Origin of the sequence: Nocardioides sp. J54, from assembly GCF_000519005.1 — a bacterium.
Taxonomy (GTDB): domain Bacteria; phylum Actinomycetota; class Actinomycetes; order Propionibacteriales; family Nocardioidaceae; genus Nocardioides.
Map to the genome: position 1 here is coordinate 43,468 of NZ_JAER01000028.1, position 15,283 is coordinate 58,750.

A 15,283-nucleotide genomic window follows, 5' to 3' on the forward strand; every position below is an offset into this window, starting at 1 on the left:
CGGATTGGGAGTTCATTGGTGACAAGTCATAGACTGGCGTGTCGGTCCAACGTGGGTTCGTGTGTGGTGCACGGCTTCACGAGGTCCACCGCCCCTCGCTCGCGGGGGGAGGAGGTTCCCGGACCACCGGTAGACACCCTGATCCCCAACCAGATTGTGAGACATGGCAAAGAAGGAAGGCGTCATCGAGATGGAGGGCTCCGTCGTGGAGGCCCTTCCGAACGCCATGTTCCGCGTGGAGCTGAGCAACGGCCACAAGGTCCTGGCTCACATCAGCGGAAAGATGCGCCAGCACTACATCCGGATCCTCCCCGAGGACCGCGTGGTGGTGGAGCTCTCTCCCTACGACCTCTCCCGCGGACGGATCGTCTACCGCTACAAGTGAATCCCGCCCGGGCGTGACCCGGTGGGAGCAGGCAGCTCGCTGCCCCGCTCGCCGCGCGCCACGACCCGCCACGGATTCTCTCCGCCACTACCGAGAAAGGGCTGACATGAAGGTCAACCCGAGCGTCAAGCCGATCTGTGACAAGTGCAAGGTGATCCGTCGCCACGGCCGCGTCATGGTGATCTGCGACAACCCGCGCCACAAGCAGCGCCAGGGCTGAGTCGCACGGGTCGGGACCACCCCGGCCCGCCACAACTGAACACGACATCCACGTGATCGCTTAGCCGCCGGCGCCGCCGACGGCGAACCACCTCCGGGACGGATGGCCGGAGCTGGGCACTACCGCAACACCGCCCGGACGCATCACGACCACACCACCGTGATCCATTGAAAGGAAGCCATTCATGGCTCGCCTCGTCGGAGTGGACCTGCCGCGCGACAAGCGCATCGAGGTCGCTCTCACCTACATCTACGGCATCGGCCGTACCCGCGCCCAGCAGGTGCTGAAGGCCACGGGCGTCAGCCCGGACCTCCGCGTCCACGAGCTGGGTGACGAGGAGCTGGTCAAGCTCCGTGACGAGATCGAAGCGAACTTCAAGATCGAGGGTGACCTCCGTCGCGAGGTCCAGGCTGACATCCGTCGCAAGATCGAGATCGGCAGCTACCAGGGTCGCCGTCACCGCATGGGCCTCCCGGTCCGCGGTCAGCGCACCAAGACCAACGCTCGCACCCGCAAGGGCCCGAAGCGCACGGTTGCCGGCAAGAAGAAGGCCAAGTGACCTGAGCCTCCGGCTCGTCACTGCCTCTCACCACAGACCAGCTTTCTCAAGGAGATAACGCATGCCTCCCAAGGCTCGTGCGGGCGCGGCCAAGAAGGTCCGCCGCAAGGAGAAGAAGAACGTCGCTCAGGGCGAGGCCCACATCAAGAGCACGTTCAACAACACGATCGTCACGATCACCGACCCGACCGGTGCGGTGATCTCGTGGGCCTCTGCCGGCACCGTCGGCTTCAAGGGCTCCCGCAAGTCCACCCCGTACGCCGCTCAGATGGCCGCCGAGGCCGCTGGCCGTCGGGCGATGGATCACGGCATGAAGAAGATCGACGTCTTCGTCAAGGGCCCGGGCTCGGGCCGCGAGACGGCGATCCGCTCGCTGGGTGCGATCGGCCTCGAGGTCGGCACCATCCAGGACGTGACCCCCGCCCCGCACAACGGCTGCCGCCCGCCGAAGCGCCGGCGCGTCTGATCTGGACTTGAAGGAGAACTGACATGGCCCGTTACACCGGACCCCTGACCAAGAAGTCGCGCCGCCTCGGCGTCGACCTCGTCGGCGGCGACGCCGCCTTCGAGAAGCGCCCCTACCCGCCGGGCCAGCACGGCCGCGCGCGGATCAAGGAGAGCGAGTACCGCAACCAGCTGCAGGAGAAGCAGAAGGCCCGCTTCACCTACGGCGTGCTCGAGAAGCAGTTCCACCGCTACTACGTGGAGGCCGCCCGTCGCCAGGGCAAGACCGGCGACAACCTCCTCCAGCTGCTCGAGTGCCGCCTCGACAACGTGGTCTACCGCGCCGGCTTCGCCCGCACCCGCCGCCACGCCCGCCAGCTGGTGACCCACGGTCACTTCCTGGTCAACGGCAAGAAGGTCAACATCCCGTCCTTCCAGGTCACCCAGTACGACATCATCGACGTGCGCGAGAAGTCGCTCGAGATGACGCCGTTCATCGTGGCCCGCGAGACCCACGGCGAGCGGATCGTCCCGGCGTGGCTCGAGGCGCTCCCGAACCGGATGCGGATCCTGGTGCACTCGCTGCCCGTGCGCGAGCAGATCGACATGCCGATCCAGGAGCAGCTCATCGTGGAGTACTACTCCAAGAAGTGATCTCCATGCGGTCGGGGGCGTCGCCGCCCCCGACCGCACACGCCTTTCTTCTCCCTACTCCGCACCAACTCTGGGTCCTCATATAGCGGTCGGCCCGGAAAGGAAAGAAACAAGTGCTCATCGCACAGCGCCCCAGCCTCTCGGAGGAGACCGTCGACCAGTTCCGGTCGCGCTTCGTCATCGAGCCGCTCGAGCCCGGCTTCGGCTACACGCTCGGCAACTCGCTGCGTCGTACCCTCCTGTCCTCGATCCCCGGTGCCGCCGTCACCAGCATCAAGATCGACGGCGTCCTCCACGAGTTCTCGACCATCGAGGGCGTCAAGGAAGACGTCACGGAGATCATCCTCAACCTCAAGGGCCTCGTCGTCTCCTCCGAGCACGACGAGCCCGTCACCATGTACCTGCGCAAGTCGGGTGCCGGTGACGTCACCGCCGCGGACATCGCCCCACCGGCCGGTGTCGAGGTCCACAACCCCGACCTGAAGATCGCCACCCTCTCCGACAACGGCAAGCTCGAGCTCGAGCTCGTCGTGGAGCGCGGCCGCGGCTACGTCTCGGCCGTCCAGAACAAGGGCGCCGACAACGAGATCGGCCGCATCCCGGTCGACTCGATCTACAGCCCCGTGCTGAAGGTGACCTACAAGGTCGAGGCCACCCGTGTCGAGCAGCGCACCGACTTCGACAAGCTCGTCATCGACGTCGAGACCAAGCCGTCGATCCTGCCCCGCGACGCCATCGCGTCGGCCGGCAAGACGCTGGTCGAGCTCTTCGGCCTGGCCCGTGAGCTCAACGTCGAGGCCGAGGGCATCGACATCGGCCCGTCGCCCGTCGACGAGCAGCTCGCCGCCGACCTCGCCCTCCCGGTCGAGGACCTGCAGCTGACCGTCCGGTCCTACAACTGCCTCAAGCGCGAGGGCATCCACACCGTGGGTGAGCTCATCAGCCGCTCCGAGCAGGACCTGCTGGACATCCGCAACTTCGGCGCGAAGTCCATCGACGAGGTCAAGGCCAAGCTGCACGAGATGGGCCTGTCCCTCAAGGACAGCGCTCCCGGCTTCGACCCGTCCGCCGCCCTCGCCAACTACAGCGACGACGAGGACGACGACGAGAGCTTCGTCGAGGACGAGCAGTTCTGAGCTGATGGCGTGAGCGTGTCGCCTGTCGACGAGGGCCGCACGGGCGCTCGCTGCGCTCGGCTCGCGGGCCCTCGTCGACGCGGCTTCGCCGCGGGCGACACGCTGCCACGCCGCAGTTGTCTTCCGTAGGTCCTGCCTCCGCCTGGCGGCAAGACACGAGAGACGCAGCCGTCGGGTGGGGCCTGGCCCCGCCTGGCGGCAAGACAAGTGAAGAAGGACCGGGCAATCGCCCGGTTCCCACCTCCGGTACCTGACACGGCCGGACCTAGCACCCGGTACCTCGTACGGCCGGGCAGGAAAGAGAGAACGACATGCCCAAGCCCAAGAAGGGTCCCCGCCTCGGCGGCAGCCCGGCGCACCAGCGCCTCATCCTCGCGAACCTCGCCACCTCGCTCTTCGAGCACGGCCGGATCACGACGACCGAGGCCAAGGCCCGCACCCTGCGGCCCTACGCCGAGAAGCTGATCACCAAGGCCAAGAAGGCCCACGCCGGCGAGAACCCGCTGCACCAGCGCCGCGAGGTCCTCAAGGTCATCCGGGACAAGGGTGTCGTGCACACCCTCTTCACGGAGATCGCGCCGACCTTCGCCGACCGCCCGGGCGGCTACACCCGCATCACCAAGATCGGCAACCGTGCCGGTGACAACGCGCCCATGGCCGTCATCGAGCTGGTGACCGAGGCGTTCACCCCGTCCGCGCCCAAGGCTGCCCCGGCTGCTCCGGCCGCCGAGGTCACCAAGCCGGCCGTGGACGCCCCGGCCGAGGTCGAGGCCACCGACGAGACCGGCGAGGCCGAGGTCGTCGACACCTCCGCGACCGACGTCGAGACCGCCGAGGCGGAGACCACCGCCGAGGAGACCGAGGCTCCGGCCGAGGACGCCGACAAGGCCTGACGCCCCGCGTCACGTCGTACGACGGCCCGCCACCCCGCCGGGGTGGCGGGCCGTCGCCGTTCCCACGACTCCGCGGCAGGACGTCGAGAAGTCGGCTCGTGCGTGCTCCGTCCGTAGACTGGGGGCATGACGATCGACCTGGGGACGCCGCGCCTGCTCGAGGACAGTGAGCGTGAGGTGCTGCTCGCCGACCCCCGCGGCTACTGCGCCGGCGTCGACCGCGCGGTCGTGACCGTGGAGCAGGCGCTCGACCTCTACGGCGCCCCGGTCTACGTGCGCAAGCAGATCGTCCACAACAAGCACGTCGTCGCCAACCTCGAGTCGCGCGGCGCGATCTTCGTCGAGGAGCTCGACGAGGTCCCGCCCGGTGCGACCGTCGTCTTCTCCGCCCACGGCGTCTCGCCGGCCGTGCACCGGCAGGCCGAGGAGCGCGAGCTCAAGACCATCGACGCCACCTGCCCGCTGGTCACCAAGGTGCACCGCGAGGCCGTGCGCTTCGCCCGCGAGGGCTACACGATCCTGCTCATCGGCCACGCCGGCCACGAGGAGGTCGAGGGCACCGCTGGTGAGGCCCCCGAGCAGACCGTCCTCGTCGAGCACCCCGACGACGTCGACCGGCTCGAGTTCCCGGCCGACGCCAAGCTGGCGTGGCTCTCGCAGACCACGCTGAGCGTCGACGAGACGATGGAGACCGTCCGCCGGCTGCGCGCGAAGTTCCCGCAGCTCGAGGACCCGCCGAGCGACGACATCTGCTACGCCACCCAGAACCGCCAGGTCGCGGTCAAGGAGATCGGCGCCGCCGCCGACCTCGTCATCGTGGTGGGCTCCGCGAACTCGTCGAACTCCGTGCGTCTCGTCGAGGTCGCGCTCGAGGCCGGCGCCAAGGCGTCGTACCGCATCGACGACGTCTCCGAGCTCGACGAGTCCTGGCTCGAGGGCGTCCGCTCGGTCAGCGTCACCTCCGGCGCCTCGGTGCCCGACCACCTCGTCCAGGAGGTGCTGGGCTACCTCGCCGAGCGCGGCTACCCCGACGCCCGGCCGGTGCAGACCGCCGAGGAGACCCTCGCGTTCTCGCTCCCCAAGGAGCTGCACCGCGACCTCAAGGCCGCCGGCCGCGCCTGAGCCATGGCCCGCTACCTCGACGTCCACCCGGACAACCCGCAGCCGCGGCTGCTCGGCCAGATCGTCGACGCGCTCAACGACGACGCCCTCATCGCCTACCCCACCGACTCCGGCTACGCGCTCGGCTGCCGCATCGGCAACCGCGACGGCCGCGACCGGATCCTGCGGATCCGCGGACTCGACGACAAGCACCACTTCACCCTGCTCTGCAAGGACTTCTCCCAGCTCGGGCAGATGGTCCACGTCGAGAACTCCGCGTTCCGCGCCATCCGCGCCGCGACCCCCGGGCCCTACACCTTCATCCTGCCCGCGATGCCCGACGTGCCCCGCCGCCTGATGCACCCCAAGAAGCGCACCGTCGGCGTCCGCATCCCCGACCACACCTTCGTCCAGGCCCTCCTCGCCGAGCACGGCGAGCCCCTGCTGAGCTCCACCCTGATCCTCCCCGGCGAGACCGAGCCGCGGACCATGGGCTGGGAGGTCAAGGAGGACCTCGACCACGACGTCGACGTCGTCGTCGAGGCCGGGGAGACCCCGGCCGAGCCGACCACCGTCGTCGACTGGTCCGACGGCGCCCCCGAGGTCATCCGACGCGGAGCCGGCGACCCCGACCGCTTTTGATGGCGCGAGCGCGTCGCCGACTGGCTTGGTGGCGCGAGCGCGTCGCCTGTCGACGGCTGCGCGCAGGCACTCGCTCCGCTCGGCCCACGCTTGCCGCCGACGCGCCTTCGGCGCGGGCGCCGCGCTGCCGCGCGCGCGGTTGCCTTTCGTAGGTCCAGCCTCCGTCTGGCGGCAAGACCGGCGTAGGTGGTCCGAGCGTTGCTCCCGGTGGTTGAGGTGCGAGGCCGCGGGCGCCGCGCTCGTGCCTGATTGCGCGAGCGCGTCGCCTGTCGAGGTCGGCGCGCGCGGTTGGCTTCGGGAGGTGGCACAGTCCGTCTGGCGGCAAGCCTTGGGTGCGCTTCGCCTGACTCCCGGTGGTTGAGGTGTGAGGCCGCCCGCGGCCGAGCCTCGAAACCTCCGGGCCTGCGGGGCGGGCTGCGGTGAGCAGGGTCAGCGCGGGTGGGTGGTGAGGTACTGGCGGCGTACGGCGAGGAGGGCGAGGCAGGCGCCGTAGCCGAGGGCCAGGGCGATCCCGTGCGAGGAGAGGCCGGAGACGGTCGCCTGCACCACGCCGTCGCGCTCGTCGGCGACCGCACCAGGCTCGGCGATGGCGAGCAGCAGCACGACGGCCAGCATCGCCAGCGGCGGGAAGACGCCGACGGAGAAGAAGTCGCGGGGGCGGACGAGCAGCGCGAGGCCGACGCAGACCGTCGCGAAGACGAGGTCGTGGAACAGGCCGAGGCCGTCGGAGAGGACCAGGTCGACCACCGCCGCCGACATGATGAGCGCGCTCGCGAGGCGCAGCGCCCCGCCGGCGGGGCGGGTGCCGGCGTCCCAGAGCGTGGCGGGACGGGCGCGGACGGAGCTCACCCCTCCACGCTAGGACGTGAGGGCGCCCGACCAGCGGATTTCCCCGGCCGGGTCGGGTCGGTCGGGTCGGTTGGGTCAGTCGGCGAGGTCGACGACCACGGGGGCGTGGTCGGACGGCGCTCCCGGGAACACCGACGGGTCGCGCTCCTCGCGGTCGATGAACGCCCCGGTCACCCGCTCGGCGAAGGACGCGGAGCCGAGGACGAAGTCGATCTTGAGGCCGCGGTCGCGCTCGAAGCGCTGGCGGTAGTAGTCCCAGTAGGTGTAGCTCGGGGCGTGGTCGCGGGTCACCTCGGACCAGCCGCCGTCGAGGAACGCCTGGAAGGCGGCGCGCTCGGCGGGGGTGACGTGCGTGGAGTTCCTGAACTGCTTGACGTCGAAGACGTCGTCGTCGGTGGGGCAGATGTTCCAGTCGCCGACGAGCGCGGTGGGGGTGTCGAGCCACTCACCGGCGGCCTCGCGCAGGCGGGCGAGCCAGTCGAGCTTGTAGACGTAGTGCGGGTCGTCGGGCTTGCGCCCGTTCGGCACGTAGAGGCTCCACACCCGCACCCCGCCGCAGGTCGCACCGAGGGCACGCGCCTCGACCTCGGCGGTGTCGCCGTACCCCGGCTGGCCGGGGAAGCCGACGGTCACCTCCTCGAGGCCGACGCGGCTGATCAGCGCCACACCGTTCCACTGGTTGAGCCCGTGTGCCGCGACCTCGTAGCCGCGCGCCTGCAGGCCCATGAGGGGCAGCTGGTCCTCGCGTGCCTTCGTCTCCTGCACGGCGAGCACGTCGATGTCGTGCCGCTCGAGGAAGGCTTCCACGCGGCCGATCCGCGTGCGCAGGGAGTTCACGTTCCAGGTGGCCAGTCGCACCGGCCAACCCTAAGGTGCACGCATGGACCGCGTGCGGCGGGGACCCGGGCTGGCGGTTGTCGTCGCGCTCGTGGCCGGTGCGCTCGCCGGGGGTCTCGCGGGCGGCTTCCCCGACCTCCACGTCTACCGGTACGGCGGCGACACGGTCCTGCACGGCGGCGGGCTCTACGACGCCGACGACCCGGTGACCGGCTACCCGTTCACCTACCCTCCCTTCGCGGCGCTACTGATGGTGCCGCTGGCCGTGGTGCCCGGCTGGGTGGCGGCCGCAGCGTGGACCGGGACGTCGACGGCAGCCCTGGTCGCCGCGGTGGCCCTCGTGCTGCGGGCGCAGGACCGGCCGGTGCCGGCGTGGTTGCTCGTCGGGACCGGTGTGGCCGCGCTGGGCCTGGAGCCGGTGTGGCAGACGCTGTCGTTCGGGCAGGTGAACCTGCTGCTGGTGCTGGCGTTGCTCGTCGACCTGCTCGGCCCGCGGCGGAGGTGGTCAGGCGTGCTGGTCGGGGTGGCGGCGGGCATCAAGCTCACCCCGCTCGTCCTCGTCGTGCTGCTCGTCCTGGTCGGCCGGCGCACCGACGCCGGGCGCGCGGTGGCGACGTTCGCGGTGACGGTGGCGCTCGGGTTCGTCGCGCTGCCGGGACCCGCGGCGTCGTACTGGACGGACGGACTGCTGGAGGCGCGCCGGGTCGGTCCACCGGCCCTGGCGCACAACCAGTCCGTCCACGGGGCGCTGACCCGCGTCCTCGGCGAGCCCGCCCCGGTGTGGCTGTGGCTGCTCGTCGCCGGCCCGGTCGCGCTCGCCGTGCTCGCCGTCGCGGTGCGGCGCTGGCGTGACGGCGACGAGCTGCTCGCGGCCTGCCTCGCCGGCATCGCCATGCTCGTCGCGTCGCCGGTGTCGTGGTCGCACCACTGGGTGTGGGCGGTGCCGCTGGCGCTCGTGCTGTGGGGGCGCTCCCGGCTCGCAGCGCTCGCGTGGACGGCGGTGTTCGTGGCCCGGCCGTTCACCTGGCCGCCCTGGGCGGAGGGCCGGGAGTACGACTGGCGCTGGTTCGAGCACCTGCCCGGCAACGCCTACCTGCTCGCCGGCCTCGCGCTCACGGTCGCAGCGGCGGTGCCAGGTGCCGTCAGCGGGCGAACGCGGCGAGGAACCGGTCCCGGACCTGGTCCATCCGCCACACCGGGGCGTCCGGGTCCGGGTGGATCCCCGGCTGCCAGCCCCAGCCCTCGATCCGACGGATCACCTCGGGGTCCTGGGCGAGCACGGTGACCGGCACGTCCCGGCCGGGGGAGGGGCCGCTGACGAACGAGTGCGGCTGGTGGTCGCCGACGACGATGACGACGCGGTCGGGGTCGGGCCAGGTCGTGAGGAAGGACAGCAGGGTGCGCCACGTGTAGCGCACGGACGTGGCGTAGTTGCGCTGCACCGCCTCGGGCTCGTCGTCGCCGTCGACCGCCTCCGCGCCGCGCTCCGGCATGCCGTCGAAGACCGAACCGTCACCGACCTGCGGCCACGGCACCAGCTCGGGCACGGGCGCCCAGGGGTGGTGGCTCGAGACGAGGTCGACCTCGGCGAACACCGGTGCCCGGTCGGCCGGGGCCAGCTCGGCGCGGCGCAGGTGGTCCAGCGTGTACTGGTCCGGCATCGAGGCGTAGCCGAACTCCGGCCCGCGGTAGCCGACGTTCCGCGAGTCGTGGAGCGCGTCGAAGCCGTAGTACGCCGCTCCCTCGGGCCAGTCGCGGGTGTTGGCCGGCACCGCGAACACCGTGCGCCACCCCGCGTCCGCGAACGCGCTGGTGAGGCTGACCCGGTTGCTGTCGAGGAGCTGGGCGTAGCGCTGCTCGCTGTCCGCCCACGCACCCGACTGCAGGGTGCCGTGCGCCAGCCAGCTCGCGGCGCCGAAGGTCGGCGAGGTGAGGAAGGCGCTGCGGGAGTGGTAGCCGGCGGCGGCCAGCTGCCGGTCGCCGCGCTCGAGGACGTCCACCACGGACGGGGCGAACCAACTGTCCTCCAGCGCGACCCGGCCGTAGCTCTCGAACCACACGAGCAGCACGTCCTTGCCGCGCAGGCCGCGCAGCAGCTCGTCGCCGGGCACGCGGGCGTAGTCGTCGTCCTCGAGCACCCGGGTGAAGACGTAGGTGTCGTCGCGGTCGGCGCGCACCTGCTCGACGGTGTCGGCCAGCAGGCCGGCGGAGCCGGCAGCCGCCACCCCGCCGACGGGGCCACCGACGGCAGCACACACCGCCCACACCACGGCCAGCGCGGCGAGGCTGCGCCACGTGGTGCGCGGGTGCTCGGCCGCCGTCCGCGCCACCCGCACCGCGGCCCGGGTCAGGCCAGTCGCCAGCGCGGCGACGGCCGCAGCCAGGCCCACGGCAGCGAGCACGGCGGGCAGCGTGCCCTCGGTGTCGCGCAGCACCTCGAAGCCCTTCGGCAGGTAGGACCAGTCACCGAGCACGTGGAAGGACCGGTCGAGGTAGAGGTCGAAGCCCAGGCCCAGCCCGCGCAGCACCGCCAGGACGGTCGCCCCGACCCCCACCGCGCCCGCGAGCACGAGCCGGCCCCGGGCCGGCAGCAGCAGGGCGACGGCGAGCAGCACCAGCCCCTCCACCGGGACGCGTACGACGTCGGCGAGCCCCAGGCCGTCGACCACCCGCGGCGGGGCGAGCGCCACCCACAGCACCGCGACGGCGGCCAGCGTGACCAGGCGCGGCGGCGGCTCCGTCGTACCGGCGGGCAGCGGGGCGTCGGCCGGGTCACCGCGGTGCCGCCACTGCCACAGCACGTCGTGGCCGAACGACTCGACGAGCAGCAGCAGGGCGACCACGAGGGCGCTGCGGGCCGTGGAGTCCGGCAGCAGGCCGGACGCGGCGACCGCCAGCACGACGCCCTGCACCGCGGCGACGACCTTCGCCCAGTAGCGCGGCGGCGTCGGCCGCCGCAGCCAGGGCAGCGGTCGCTGCGCGAGGACGTAGGCGTAGCGCATCGCGCCGATCGCGAGCACCCACCAGCCCAGCAGCGGCGCGACGTGCACGCTGAGCGCCGCGATCAGGAACGCGTCGGTCTCCATGTCGAAGCGCGCGCCGAACGCGCTGGCGGTCGCGGTGCGGCGGGCGACCCAGCCGTCGACGGCGTCGAGCACCAGCGCGACCGCGGCGAGGGCGACCAGGACGGCCGTGAGCGTGGTGTCCAGCGGCTCGACGAGGCCGCGGACGGCGAGCACGGCGACCGCGACGGCGAGCACGGCCCGCGTCGCGGTCACCCAGTCCGCCGGGCCCGGCCCGGCGCGGCGCTGGTCCCGATCCATCGCACCTCCGCCCCGATAGTGTCGTACGTCACGAGGACGCGAAAGGAGTCCACGGTGGTCGTTCAGGCTCGGGCGTACTGGACCGCCGAACCCGGCCGGGGCGAGGTCCGCACCGTCGAGCTCCCGGACCCGGGGCACGGTGAGGTGCTGGTGCGCGCGCTGCGCTCGGGGATCAGCCGCGGCACCGAGACGATCGTCCACCAGGGCCGGGTGCCCGCCAGCCAGCGCGCGGTGATGCGCGCGCCCTTCCAGGAGGGCGACTTCCCGGGTCCGGTGAAGTACGGCTACCTCAGCGTCGGCGTCGTCGAGCGCGGGCCGGACGGGCTCGTCGGCCGCACCGTGTTCTGCCTGCACCCGCACCAGACCGCGTACGTCGTGCCGGCCGACGCCGTCGTGTCGGTGCCCGACGGCGTGCCGGCCGAGCGCGCCGTCCTGGCCGGCACCGTCGAGACCGCCCTCAACGCGCTGTGGGACGCACCACCGCTGCTCGGCGACCACGTCACCGTCATCGGTGCCGGGCTGGTCGGCTGCTGCGTCGCCCGGCTCGCCGCCGGGGTCCCGGGGGTACGGGTCACCCTCGTCGACACCGACCCGGCGCGGGCCGAGGTGGCCGCCGCGCTCGGCTGCTCGTTCGCCGCGCCCGGCGACGACCTCGGCCGCAGCGACCTCGTCGTGCACGCCAGCGCCACCGAGGCCGGTCTGCGCCGCGCGCTCGAGGTGGTGCAGCCGGAGGGCACGGTGCTCGACCTTTCCTGGTACGGCGACCGGCCGGTCGCCGTACCGCTGGGGGAGGCGTTCCACTCCGGCCGGCTCACCCTGCGCAGCAGCCAGGTCGGCGCGGTGTCACCCGCCCGCCGCGGCACGCGCACCCATCGCGACCGGCTCGCGCTCGCGCTGGAGCTGCTGCGGGACCCGGCGTTCGACGTGCTGCTCACCGGGTCCTCGCCCTTCGACGCGCTGCCCGCCGTGATCGCGAAGATCGCCGAGGGCGCGATGCCGGGCCTGTGCCACGTCATCGACTACCCGGCCGACCACCCCCACGAGAGCCAGGAGGACTGATGTTCCGGGTGACCGTCCGCGACCACATCATGATCGCGCACAGCCTGCAGGGGGAGGTGTTCGGTCCGGCGCAGCGGCTGCACGGCGCGACCTACGTCGTCGACGCGACCTTCGCCGGACCCGAGCTCGACGCCGACGGCATCCTCCTCGACATCGGTCGCGCCACCGAGGTGGTGCGCGGCGTGCTCGGCCGGCTGCACTACCGCAACCTCGACGACGAGGACGTGCTCGCCGGGCAGAACAGCTCCACCGAGGTGCTCGCTCGCTGGGTGGCCGACTCGCTTGCCGACCGGGCGACCGGCGGCGACCTCGGCCCCGGCGGCCGCAACCTCACCGGGATCGAGGTCACGCTGCACGAGTCGCACGTCGCTCGCGCCAGCTACGAGCGGACGCTGTGAGGCTGCACCTGCTGGTGCCCGACGGCATCGCCGATCCGCGTCGGCCCAGCGGCGGCAACACCTACGACCGCCGGCTCGCCGCTGGCCTCGGTGCTGCCGGGTGGCAGGTCGCGGAGCACCACGTCGGGCGGGTGCCGCTCGCCGACGCGCTGGCCGGGCTGCCCGACGGTGCCCTCGTGCTCGTCGACGGCCTCGTCGCCTCCACCACACCCGCGCTGGTGGCGGAGAGCGGTCGGCTGCGCACCGCCGTGCTGCTGCACATGCCGGGCTCGGGCCCGTGCGAGCCCGAGGTCCTGCGCGCCGTGCACGCCGTCGTGGTCCCCAGCCGCTGGGCCCGCGACCGGGTCACCGACCTCGGCGTCCCGGCCGGTCGCGTGCACGTCGCGGCGCCGGGCGTCGACCACGTCCCCGTCGTCGCGGGCTCGCCCGGCGGCACCCGCCTGCTCTGCGTCGGCCCGGTCACCCCCGCCAAGGGGTACGACGTCCTGCTGGCCGCACTCGCCGACCTGGTCGACCTCGCCCACCTGCCGTGGCGGTGCCGCTGGGTCGGGGCGCTCGACCTCGACCCCGGCTTCGTGGCCGACCTGCGCGCCGAGGCCGCGCGGCTCGGCATCGCCGACCGGGTCGAGCTCACCGGACCCGTCGCGGCGACCGGGCTCGACACCCTGCGTGCCGACACCGACCTGGTCGTCGCCCCGTCCCGGCGCGAGTCGTGGGGGATGGCGCTCGCCGAGGGCCTCGCCCGCGGCCTGCCCGCCGTCGCAACCGACGTCGGCGGCCACCCCGAGGCGCTCGGCTCGGTCGGGTCGGTCGACGACGAGCCGCCCGGGGCGCTCGTGCCTGCGGGGGACGCCGCTGCCCTCGCCGCCGAGCTGCGGTCGTGGCTCACCGACCCCGCCCTGCGCGACCGGTGGCGGTCCGCCGCGGCCCGGCGCCGCTCCGCGCTCGGGAGCTGGGCCGGGACCGTGGAGCAGGTGGCCGCTGCCCTCGATCCCGTCGCGCGGGGCGTCGTACCGACGGGGCGGGGGTAGCGGACGGATGAGGACCGGGCAGGTGACGGCGTGGGCGAGGATCCGGCTGGCGGTGGCCGTCGCGATCCTCGTCGTGATCGTCGTGCGCCTCGGCGCCGAGCCCTTCCTCGACGGGCTGCGGCACACCGATCCGCTCGCCCTGCTCGTCGCGCTCGTGGTCACCGCGATCACGACCGCCTGCTGCGCTCGCCGCTGGAGCGTCGTGGCTGCCGGCCTCGACGTGCACGTGCCCTTCGCGACCGCCTACCGCCGCTGCTACCGCTCCCAGCTCCTCAACGCGACCCTGCCCGGCGGGGTCGTCGGCGACGTGCACCGCGGCTACCGCCACGGCCGCGACACCGGCGAGCTGGGCCGTGGCCTCCGGTCGGTGGCGTGGGACCGCGCGAGCGGGCAGGCGGTGCAGGTCGCGATGGTGGCCGCCGTCGTACCCCTGCTGCCGGAACCGGTCCGCGGCTGGGTGCTCGCCGTGCTGGGCGCCGTCGTCCTCCTCGGCGCACTGCTCCTCTCCGCGGCCCGCCGCGAGGCCGTCGCTGCCCTCGGCCGCGGCTGGCCGGAGGTGCTCGTCCTGTCGGCGCTCGCCGCTGCCGGGCACGCCGTCGTGTTCCTGGTCGCCGCCCGCACCGCCGGCGTCGAGCTGTCGACCCCGCGCCTGCTCGCCCTCGCCCTCCTGGTCCTGCTCGCCTCCGCACTCCCCGTCAGCATCGCCGGCTGGGGGCCGCGGGAGGGCGCGGCGGCGTGGGCCTTCGGCGCCGCCGGACTGGGCGCCGCCACCGGCGTCGAGGTGGCCGTCGTCTACGGCGTCATGTCGCTGGTGGCGACGCTGCCGGGCATGCTGGTACGTGTGCCCGGTCCACCGGCCCCGTCGAGGACACGAAGGGAGGCCGCGCATGGGTGAACGGCCCTACGTCCTCCTGAGCTGCTCGGTCTCCCTCGACGGCTACCTGGACAGTGCGGGGGAGGGGCGCCTGCTGCTCTCCAACGATGCTGACTTCGACCGCGTCGACGAGGTGCGCGCCGGCTGCGACGCGATCCTCGTCGGCGCCGCCACCGTCCGCAACGACGACCCCCGCCTCCTCGTCCGTTCCGAGGAGCGCCGCCGCCGGCGGCTCGCCGACGGCCGCCCCGCTGGCCCGGTCAAGGTCACGCTCACCTCGCGCGGCGACCTCGACCCGGACGCCCGCTTCTTCACCCTCGGTGACGGCGAGAAGCTCGTCTACTGCCCCGACCCCACCGTCCCCGAGCTCGAGGACCGCGTCGGCTCCCGCGCCAAGGTCGTCTCCCTCGGCCCCGAGGTCCGGATGGCCGACCTCGTCACCGACCTCGGCACCCGCGGCGTACGCCGCCTCATGGTCGAGGGCGGCGGCACCGTGCACACCCAGTTCCTCACCGCCGGCATCGCCGACGAGCTCCACCTCGTCGTCGCCCCGCTCTTCGTCGGCGACTCCCGCGCCCGCCGCTTCGTCGGCGACGGCACCTTCCCCTGGTGCGAGCAGCACCGCGCCGAGCTCGTCGAGAGCCGGGCGATCGGGGATGTTGCGTTGCTGAGGTACGCCCTCTCCGACCGCTGCGTGCGCTAGGTCAGTCCGTTGGAAGGCTGGTGTTTGGCGGCCGCGCACCGTAGCCGGCCGGCCCCCGGCGTCAAGGACGTTGCTTCGCTCCGCCGCTACGCGGTCGCTTCGCGATCCTTGACCCCGGGGCCCTGCCGGTCGGCTGGTCGGCGCGGTTGTCGGCACGGACTGCGTCCGCGCCGCC

At 72.9% G+C, this 15,283-nt stretch carries 17 protein-coding genes and 1 pseudogene; 15 read left to right on the forward strand and 3 right to left on the reverse strand.

All coding sequences use genetic code 11. The annotated features are described in order from the left end of the window. Nucleotides 1-163 precede the first annotated feature (163 nt). From infA to NOCJ54_RS0116515, 9 genes are all read left to right on the forward strand, one after another. The gene (infA, locus tag NOCJ54_RS0116475) at nt 164-385 is read left to right on the forward strand and encodes a translation initiation factor IF-1 (protein WP_028656368.1); all 222 of its coding nucleotides are present in this window, start codon (nt 164-166) and stop codon (nt 383-385) included. 106 nt (nt 386-491) lie between these two features. Next, nucleotides 492-605 (forward strand): 50S ribosomal protein L36, encoded by a 114-nt coding sequence (rpmJ, locus tag NOCJ54_RS0116480; protein ID WP_028656369.1) that lies wholly within the window; start codon nt 492-494, stop codon nt 603-605. A 184-nt stretch (nt 606-789) separates the two neighbouring features. Further along, nucleotides 790-1,164, forward strand: coding sequence for a 30S ribosomal protein S13 (rpsM, locus tag NOCJ54_RS0116485; protein WP_028656370.1), 375 nt, complete (start codon nt 790-792; stop codon nt 1,162-1,164). 61 nt (nt 1,165-1,225) lie between these two features. After that, nucleotides 1,226-1,630: a 30S ribosomal protein S11 gene (gene rpsK, locus NOCJ54_RS0116490; RefSeq protein WP_028656371.1), complete on the forward strand. Its 405-nt coding sequence runs from the start codon at nt 1,226-1,228 to the stop codon at nt 1,628-1,630. 23 nt (nt 1,631-1,653) lie between these two features. Beyond that, nucleotides 1,654-2,262 carry a 30S ribosomal protein S4 gene (gene rpsD / locus NOCJ54_RS0116495; protein ID WP_028656372.1) on the forward strand — a complete coding sequence of 203 codons (609 nt, stop codon included), beginning with the start codon at nt 1,654-1,656 and terminating at the stop codon, nt 2,260-2,262. A gap of 113 nt (nt 2,263-2,375) precedes the next feature. Then, a complete protein-coding gene (locus NOCJ54_RS0116500) occupies nt 2,376-3,398 on the forward strand; it encodes a DNA-directed RNA polymerase subunit alpha (protein WP_028656373.1) in 1,023 nt (340 codons plus the stop codon). A gap of 311 nt (nt 3,399-3,709) precedes the next feature. Beyond that, nucleotides 3,710-4,291, forward strand: a complete 582-nt coding sequence (rplQ, locus tag NOCJ54_RS0116505; protein ID WP_028656374.1) for a 50S ribosomal protein L17 — start codon at nt 3,710-3,712, stop codon at nt 4,289-4,291. Between the two features lie 126 nt (nt 4,292-4,417). Then, a complete protein-coding gene (locus NOCJ54_RS0116510) occupies nt 4,418-5,413 on the forward strand; it encodes a 4-hydroxy-3-methylbut-2-enyl diphosphate reductase (RefSeq protein WP_084255339.1) in 996 nt (331 codons plus the stop codon). Between the two features lie 3 nt (nt 5,414-5,416). Then, nucleotides 5,417-6,034, forward strand: coding sequence for an L-threonylcarbamoyladenylate synthase (locus tag NOCJ54_RS0116515; protein ID WP_028656376.1), 618 nt, complete (start codon nt 5,417-5,419; stop codon nt 6,032-6,034). 429 nt (nt 6,035-6,463) lie between these two features. Here NOCJ54_RS0116515 and NOCJ54_RS26390 read toward each other — a convergent pair whose 3' ends face one another. Together NOCJ54_RS26390 and NOCJ54_RS0116525 are read right to left on the reverse strand one after the other, a co-directional pair. Continuing rightward, nucleotides 6,464-6,883, reverse strand: a complete 420-nt coding sequence (locus NOCJ54_RS26390; protein ID WP_145724719.1) for a DUF6542 domain-containing protein — start codon at nt 6,881-6,883, stop codon at nt 6,464-6,466. A gap of 75 nt (nt 6,884-6,958) precedes the next feature. Beyond that, nucleotides 6,959-7,741: an exodeoxyribonuclease III gene (locus NOCJ54_RS0116525; RefSeq protein ID WP_028656377.1), complete on the reverse strand. Its 783-nt coding sequence runs from the start codon at nt 7,739-7,741 to the stop codon at nt 6,959-6,961. A 22-nt stretch (nt 7,742-7,763) separates the two neighbouring features. On the opposite strand from NOCJ54_RS0116525, the pseudogene NOCJ54_RS30350 reads away from it, so the two are divergent. Next, nucleotides 7,764-8,618, forward strand: a pseudogene (locus NOCJ54_RS30350) (glycosyltransferase 87 family protein); the annotation flags it as partial. Nucleotides 8,619-8,862: 244 nt separating this feature from the next. Here the strand turns inward: NOCJ54_RS30350 and NOCJ54_RS0116535 are convergent. After that, a complete protein-coding gene (locus NOCJ54_RS0116535) occupies nt 8,863-11,043 on the reverse strand; it encodes a CDP-alcohol phosphatidyltransferase family protein (RefSeq protein WP_084255341.1) in 2,181 nt (726 codons plus the stop codon). Between the two features lie 54 nt (nt 11,044-11,097). Between NOCJ54_RS0116535 and NOCJ54_RS0116540 the strand changes: the two genes are divergently transcribed. Genes NOCJ54_RS0116540 through NOCJ54_RS0116560 form a run of 5 tightly spaced genes read left to right on the forward strand, consistent with a single transcriptional unit; the run spans nt 11,098 to nt 15,108 of the window. Further along, on the forward strand, nt 11,098-12,102 hold the full coding sequence (locus NOCJ54_RS0116540; protein WP_028656380.1) for a zinc-dependent alcohol dehydrogenase: 1,005 nt from the start codon (nt 11,098-11,100) through the stop codon (nt 12,100-12,102). Then, nucleotides 12,102-12,500, forward strand: coding sequence for a 6-pyruvoyl trahydropterin synthase family protein (locus NOCJ54_RS0116545; protein WP_028656381.1), 399 nt, complete (start codon nt 12,102-12,104; stop codon nt 12,498-12,500). Before NOCJ54_RS0116540 ends, NOCJ54_RS0116545 begins: the two co-directional genes overlap by 1 nt. After that, complete coding sequence (locus tag NOCJ54_RS26395; RefSeq protein WP_036518350.1) at nt 12,497-13,531, forward strand: glycosyltransferase family 4 protein; 1,035 nt, start codon at nt 12,497-12,499, stop codon at nt 13,529-13,531. Before NOCJ54_RS0116545 ends, NOCJ54_RS26395 begins: the two co-directional genes overlap by 4 nt. A 7-nt stretch (nt 13,532-13,538) precedes the next feature. After that, nucleotides 13,539-14,426, forward strand: coding sequence for a lysylphosphatidylglycerol synthase domain-containing protein (locus NOCJ54_RS26400; RefSeq protein ID WP_051485963.1), 888 nt, complete (start codon nt 13,539-13,541; stop codon nt 14,424-14,426). Next, on the forward strand, nt 14,419-15,108 hold the full coding sequence (locus NOCJ54_RS0116560; protein WP_028656382.1) for a RibD family protein: 690 nt from the start codon (nt 14,419-14,421) through the stop codon (nt 15,106-15,108). Before NOCJ54_RS26400 ends, NOCJ54_RS0116560 begins: the two co-directional genes overlap by 8 nt. The last annotated feature ends 175 nt before the right edge of the window (nt 15,109-15,283 follow it).

Coding starts and splice junctions, on each gene's coding strand:
- NOCJ54_RS0116560 (WP_028656382.1), top strand. CDS start 14,419: ATGGGTGAACGGCCCTACGTCCTCCTGAGCTGCTCGGTCTCCCTCGAC.
- rpsM (WP_028656370.1), top strand. CDS start 790: ATGGCTCGCCTCGTCGGAGTGGACCTGCCGCGCGACAAGCGCATCGAG.
- NOCJ54_RS0116535 (WP_084255341.1), bottom strand. CDS start 11,043: ATGGATCGGGACCAGCGCCGCGCCGGGCCGGGCCCGGCGGACTGGGTG.
- rpsD (WP_028656372.1), top strand. CDS start 1,654: ATGGCCCGTTACACCGGACCCCTGACCAAGAAGTCGCGCCGCCTCGGC.
- rpsK (WP_028656371.1), top strand. CDS start 1,226: ATGCCTCCCAAGGCTCGTGCGGGCGCGGCCAAGAAGGTCCGCCGCAAG.
- NOCJ54_RS0116545 (WP_028656381.1), top strand. CDS start 12,102: ATGTTCCGGGTGACCGTCCGCGACCACATCATGATCGCGCACAGCCTG.
- rplQ (WP_028656374.1), top strand. CDS start 3,710: ATGCCCAAGCCCAAGAAGGGTCCCCGCCTCGGCGGCAGCCCGGCGCAC.
- NOCJ54_RS0116510 (WP_084255339.1), top strand. CDS start 4,418: ATGACGATCGACCTGGGGACGCCGCGCCTGCTCGAGGACAGTGAGCGT.
- infA (WP_028656368.1), top strand. CDS start 164: ATGGCAAAGAAGGAAGGCGTCATCGAGATGGAGGGCTCCGTCGTGGAG.
- NOCJ54_RS26400 (WP_051485963.1), top strand. CDS start 13,539: ATGAGGACCGGGCAGGTGACGGCGTGGGCGAGGATCCGGCTGGCGGTG.
- NOCJ54_RS0116515 (WP_028656376.1), top strand. CDS start 5,417: ATGGCCCGCTACCTCGACGTCCACCCGGACAACCCGCAGCCGCGGCTG.
- rpmJ (WP_028656369.1), top strand. CDS start 492: ATGAAGGTCAACCCGAGCGTCAAGCCGATCTGTGACAAGTGCAAGGTG.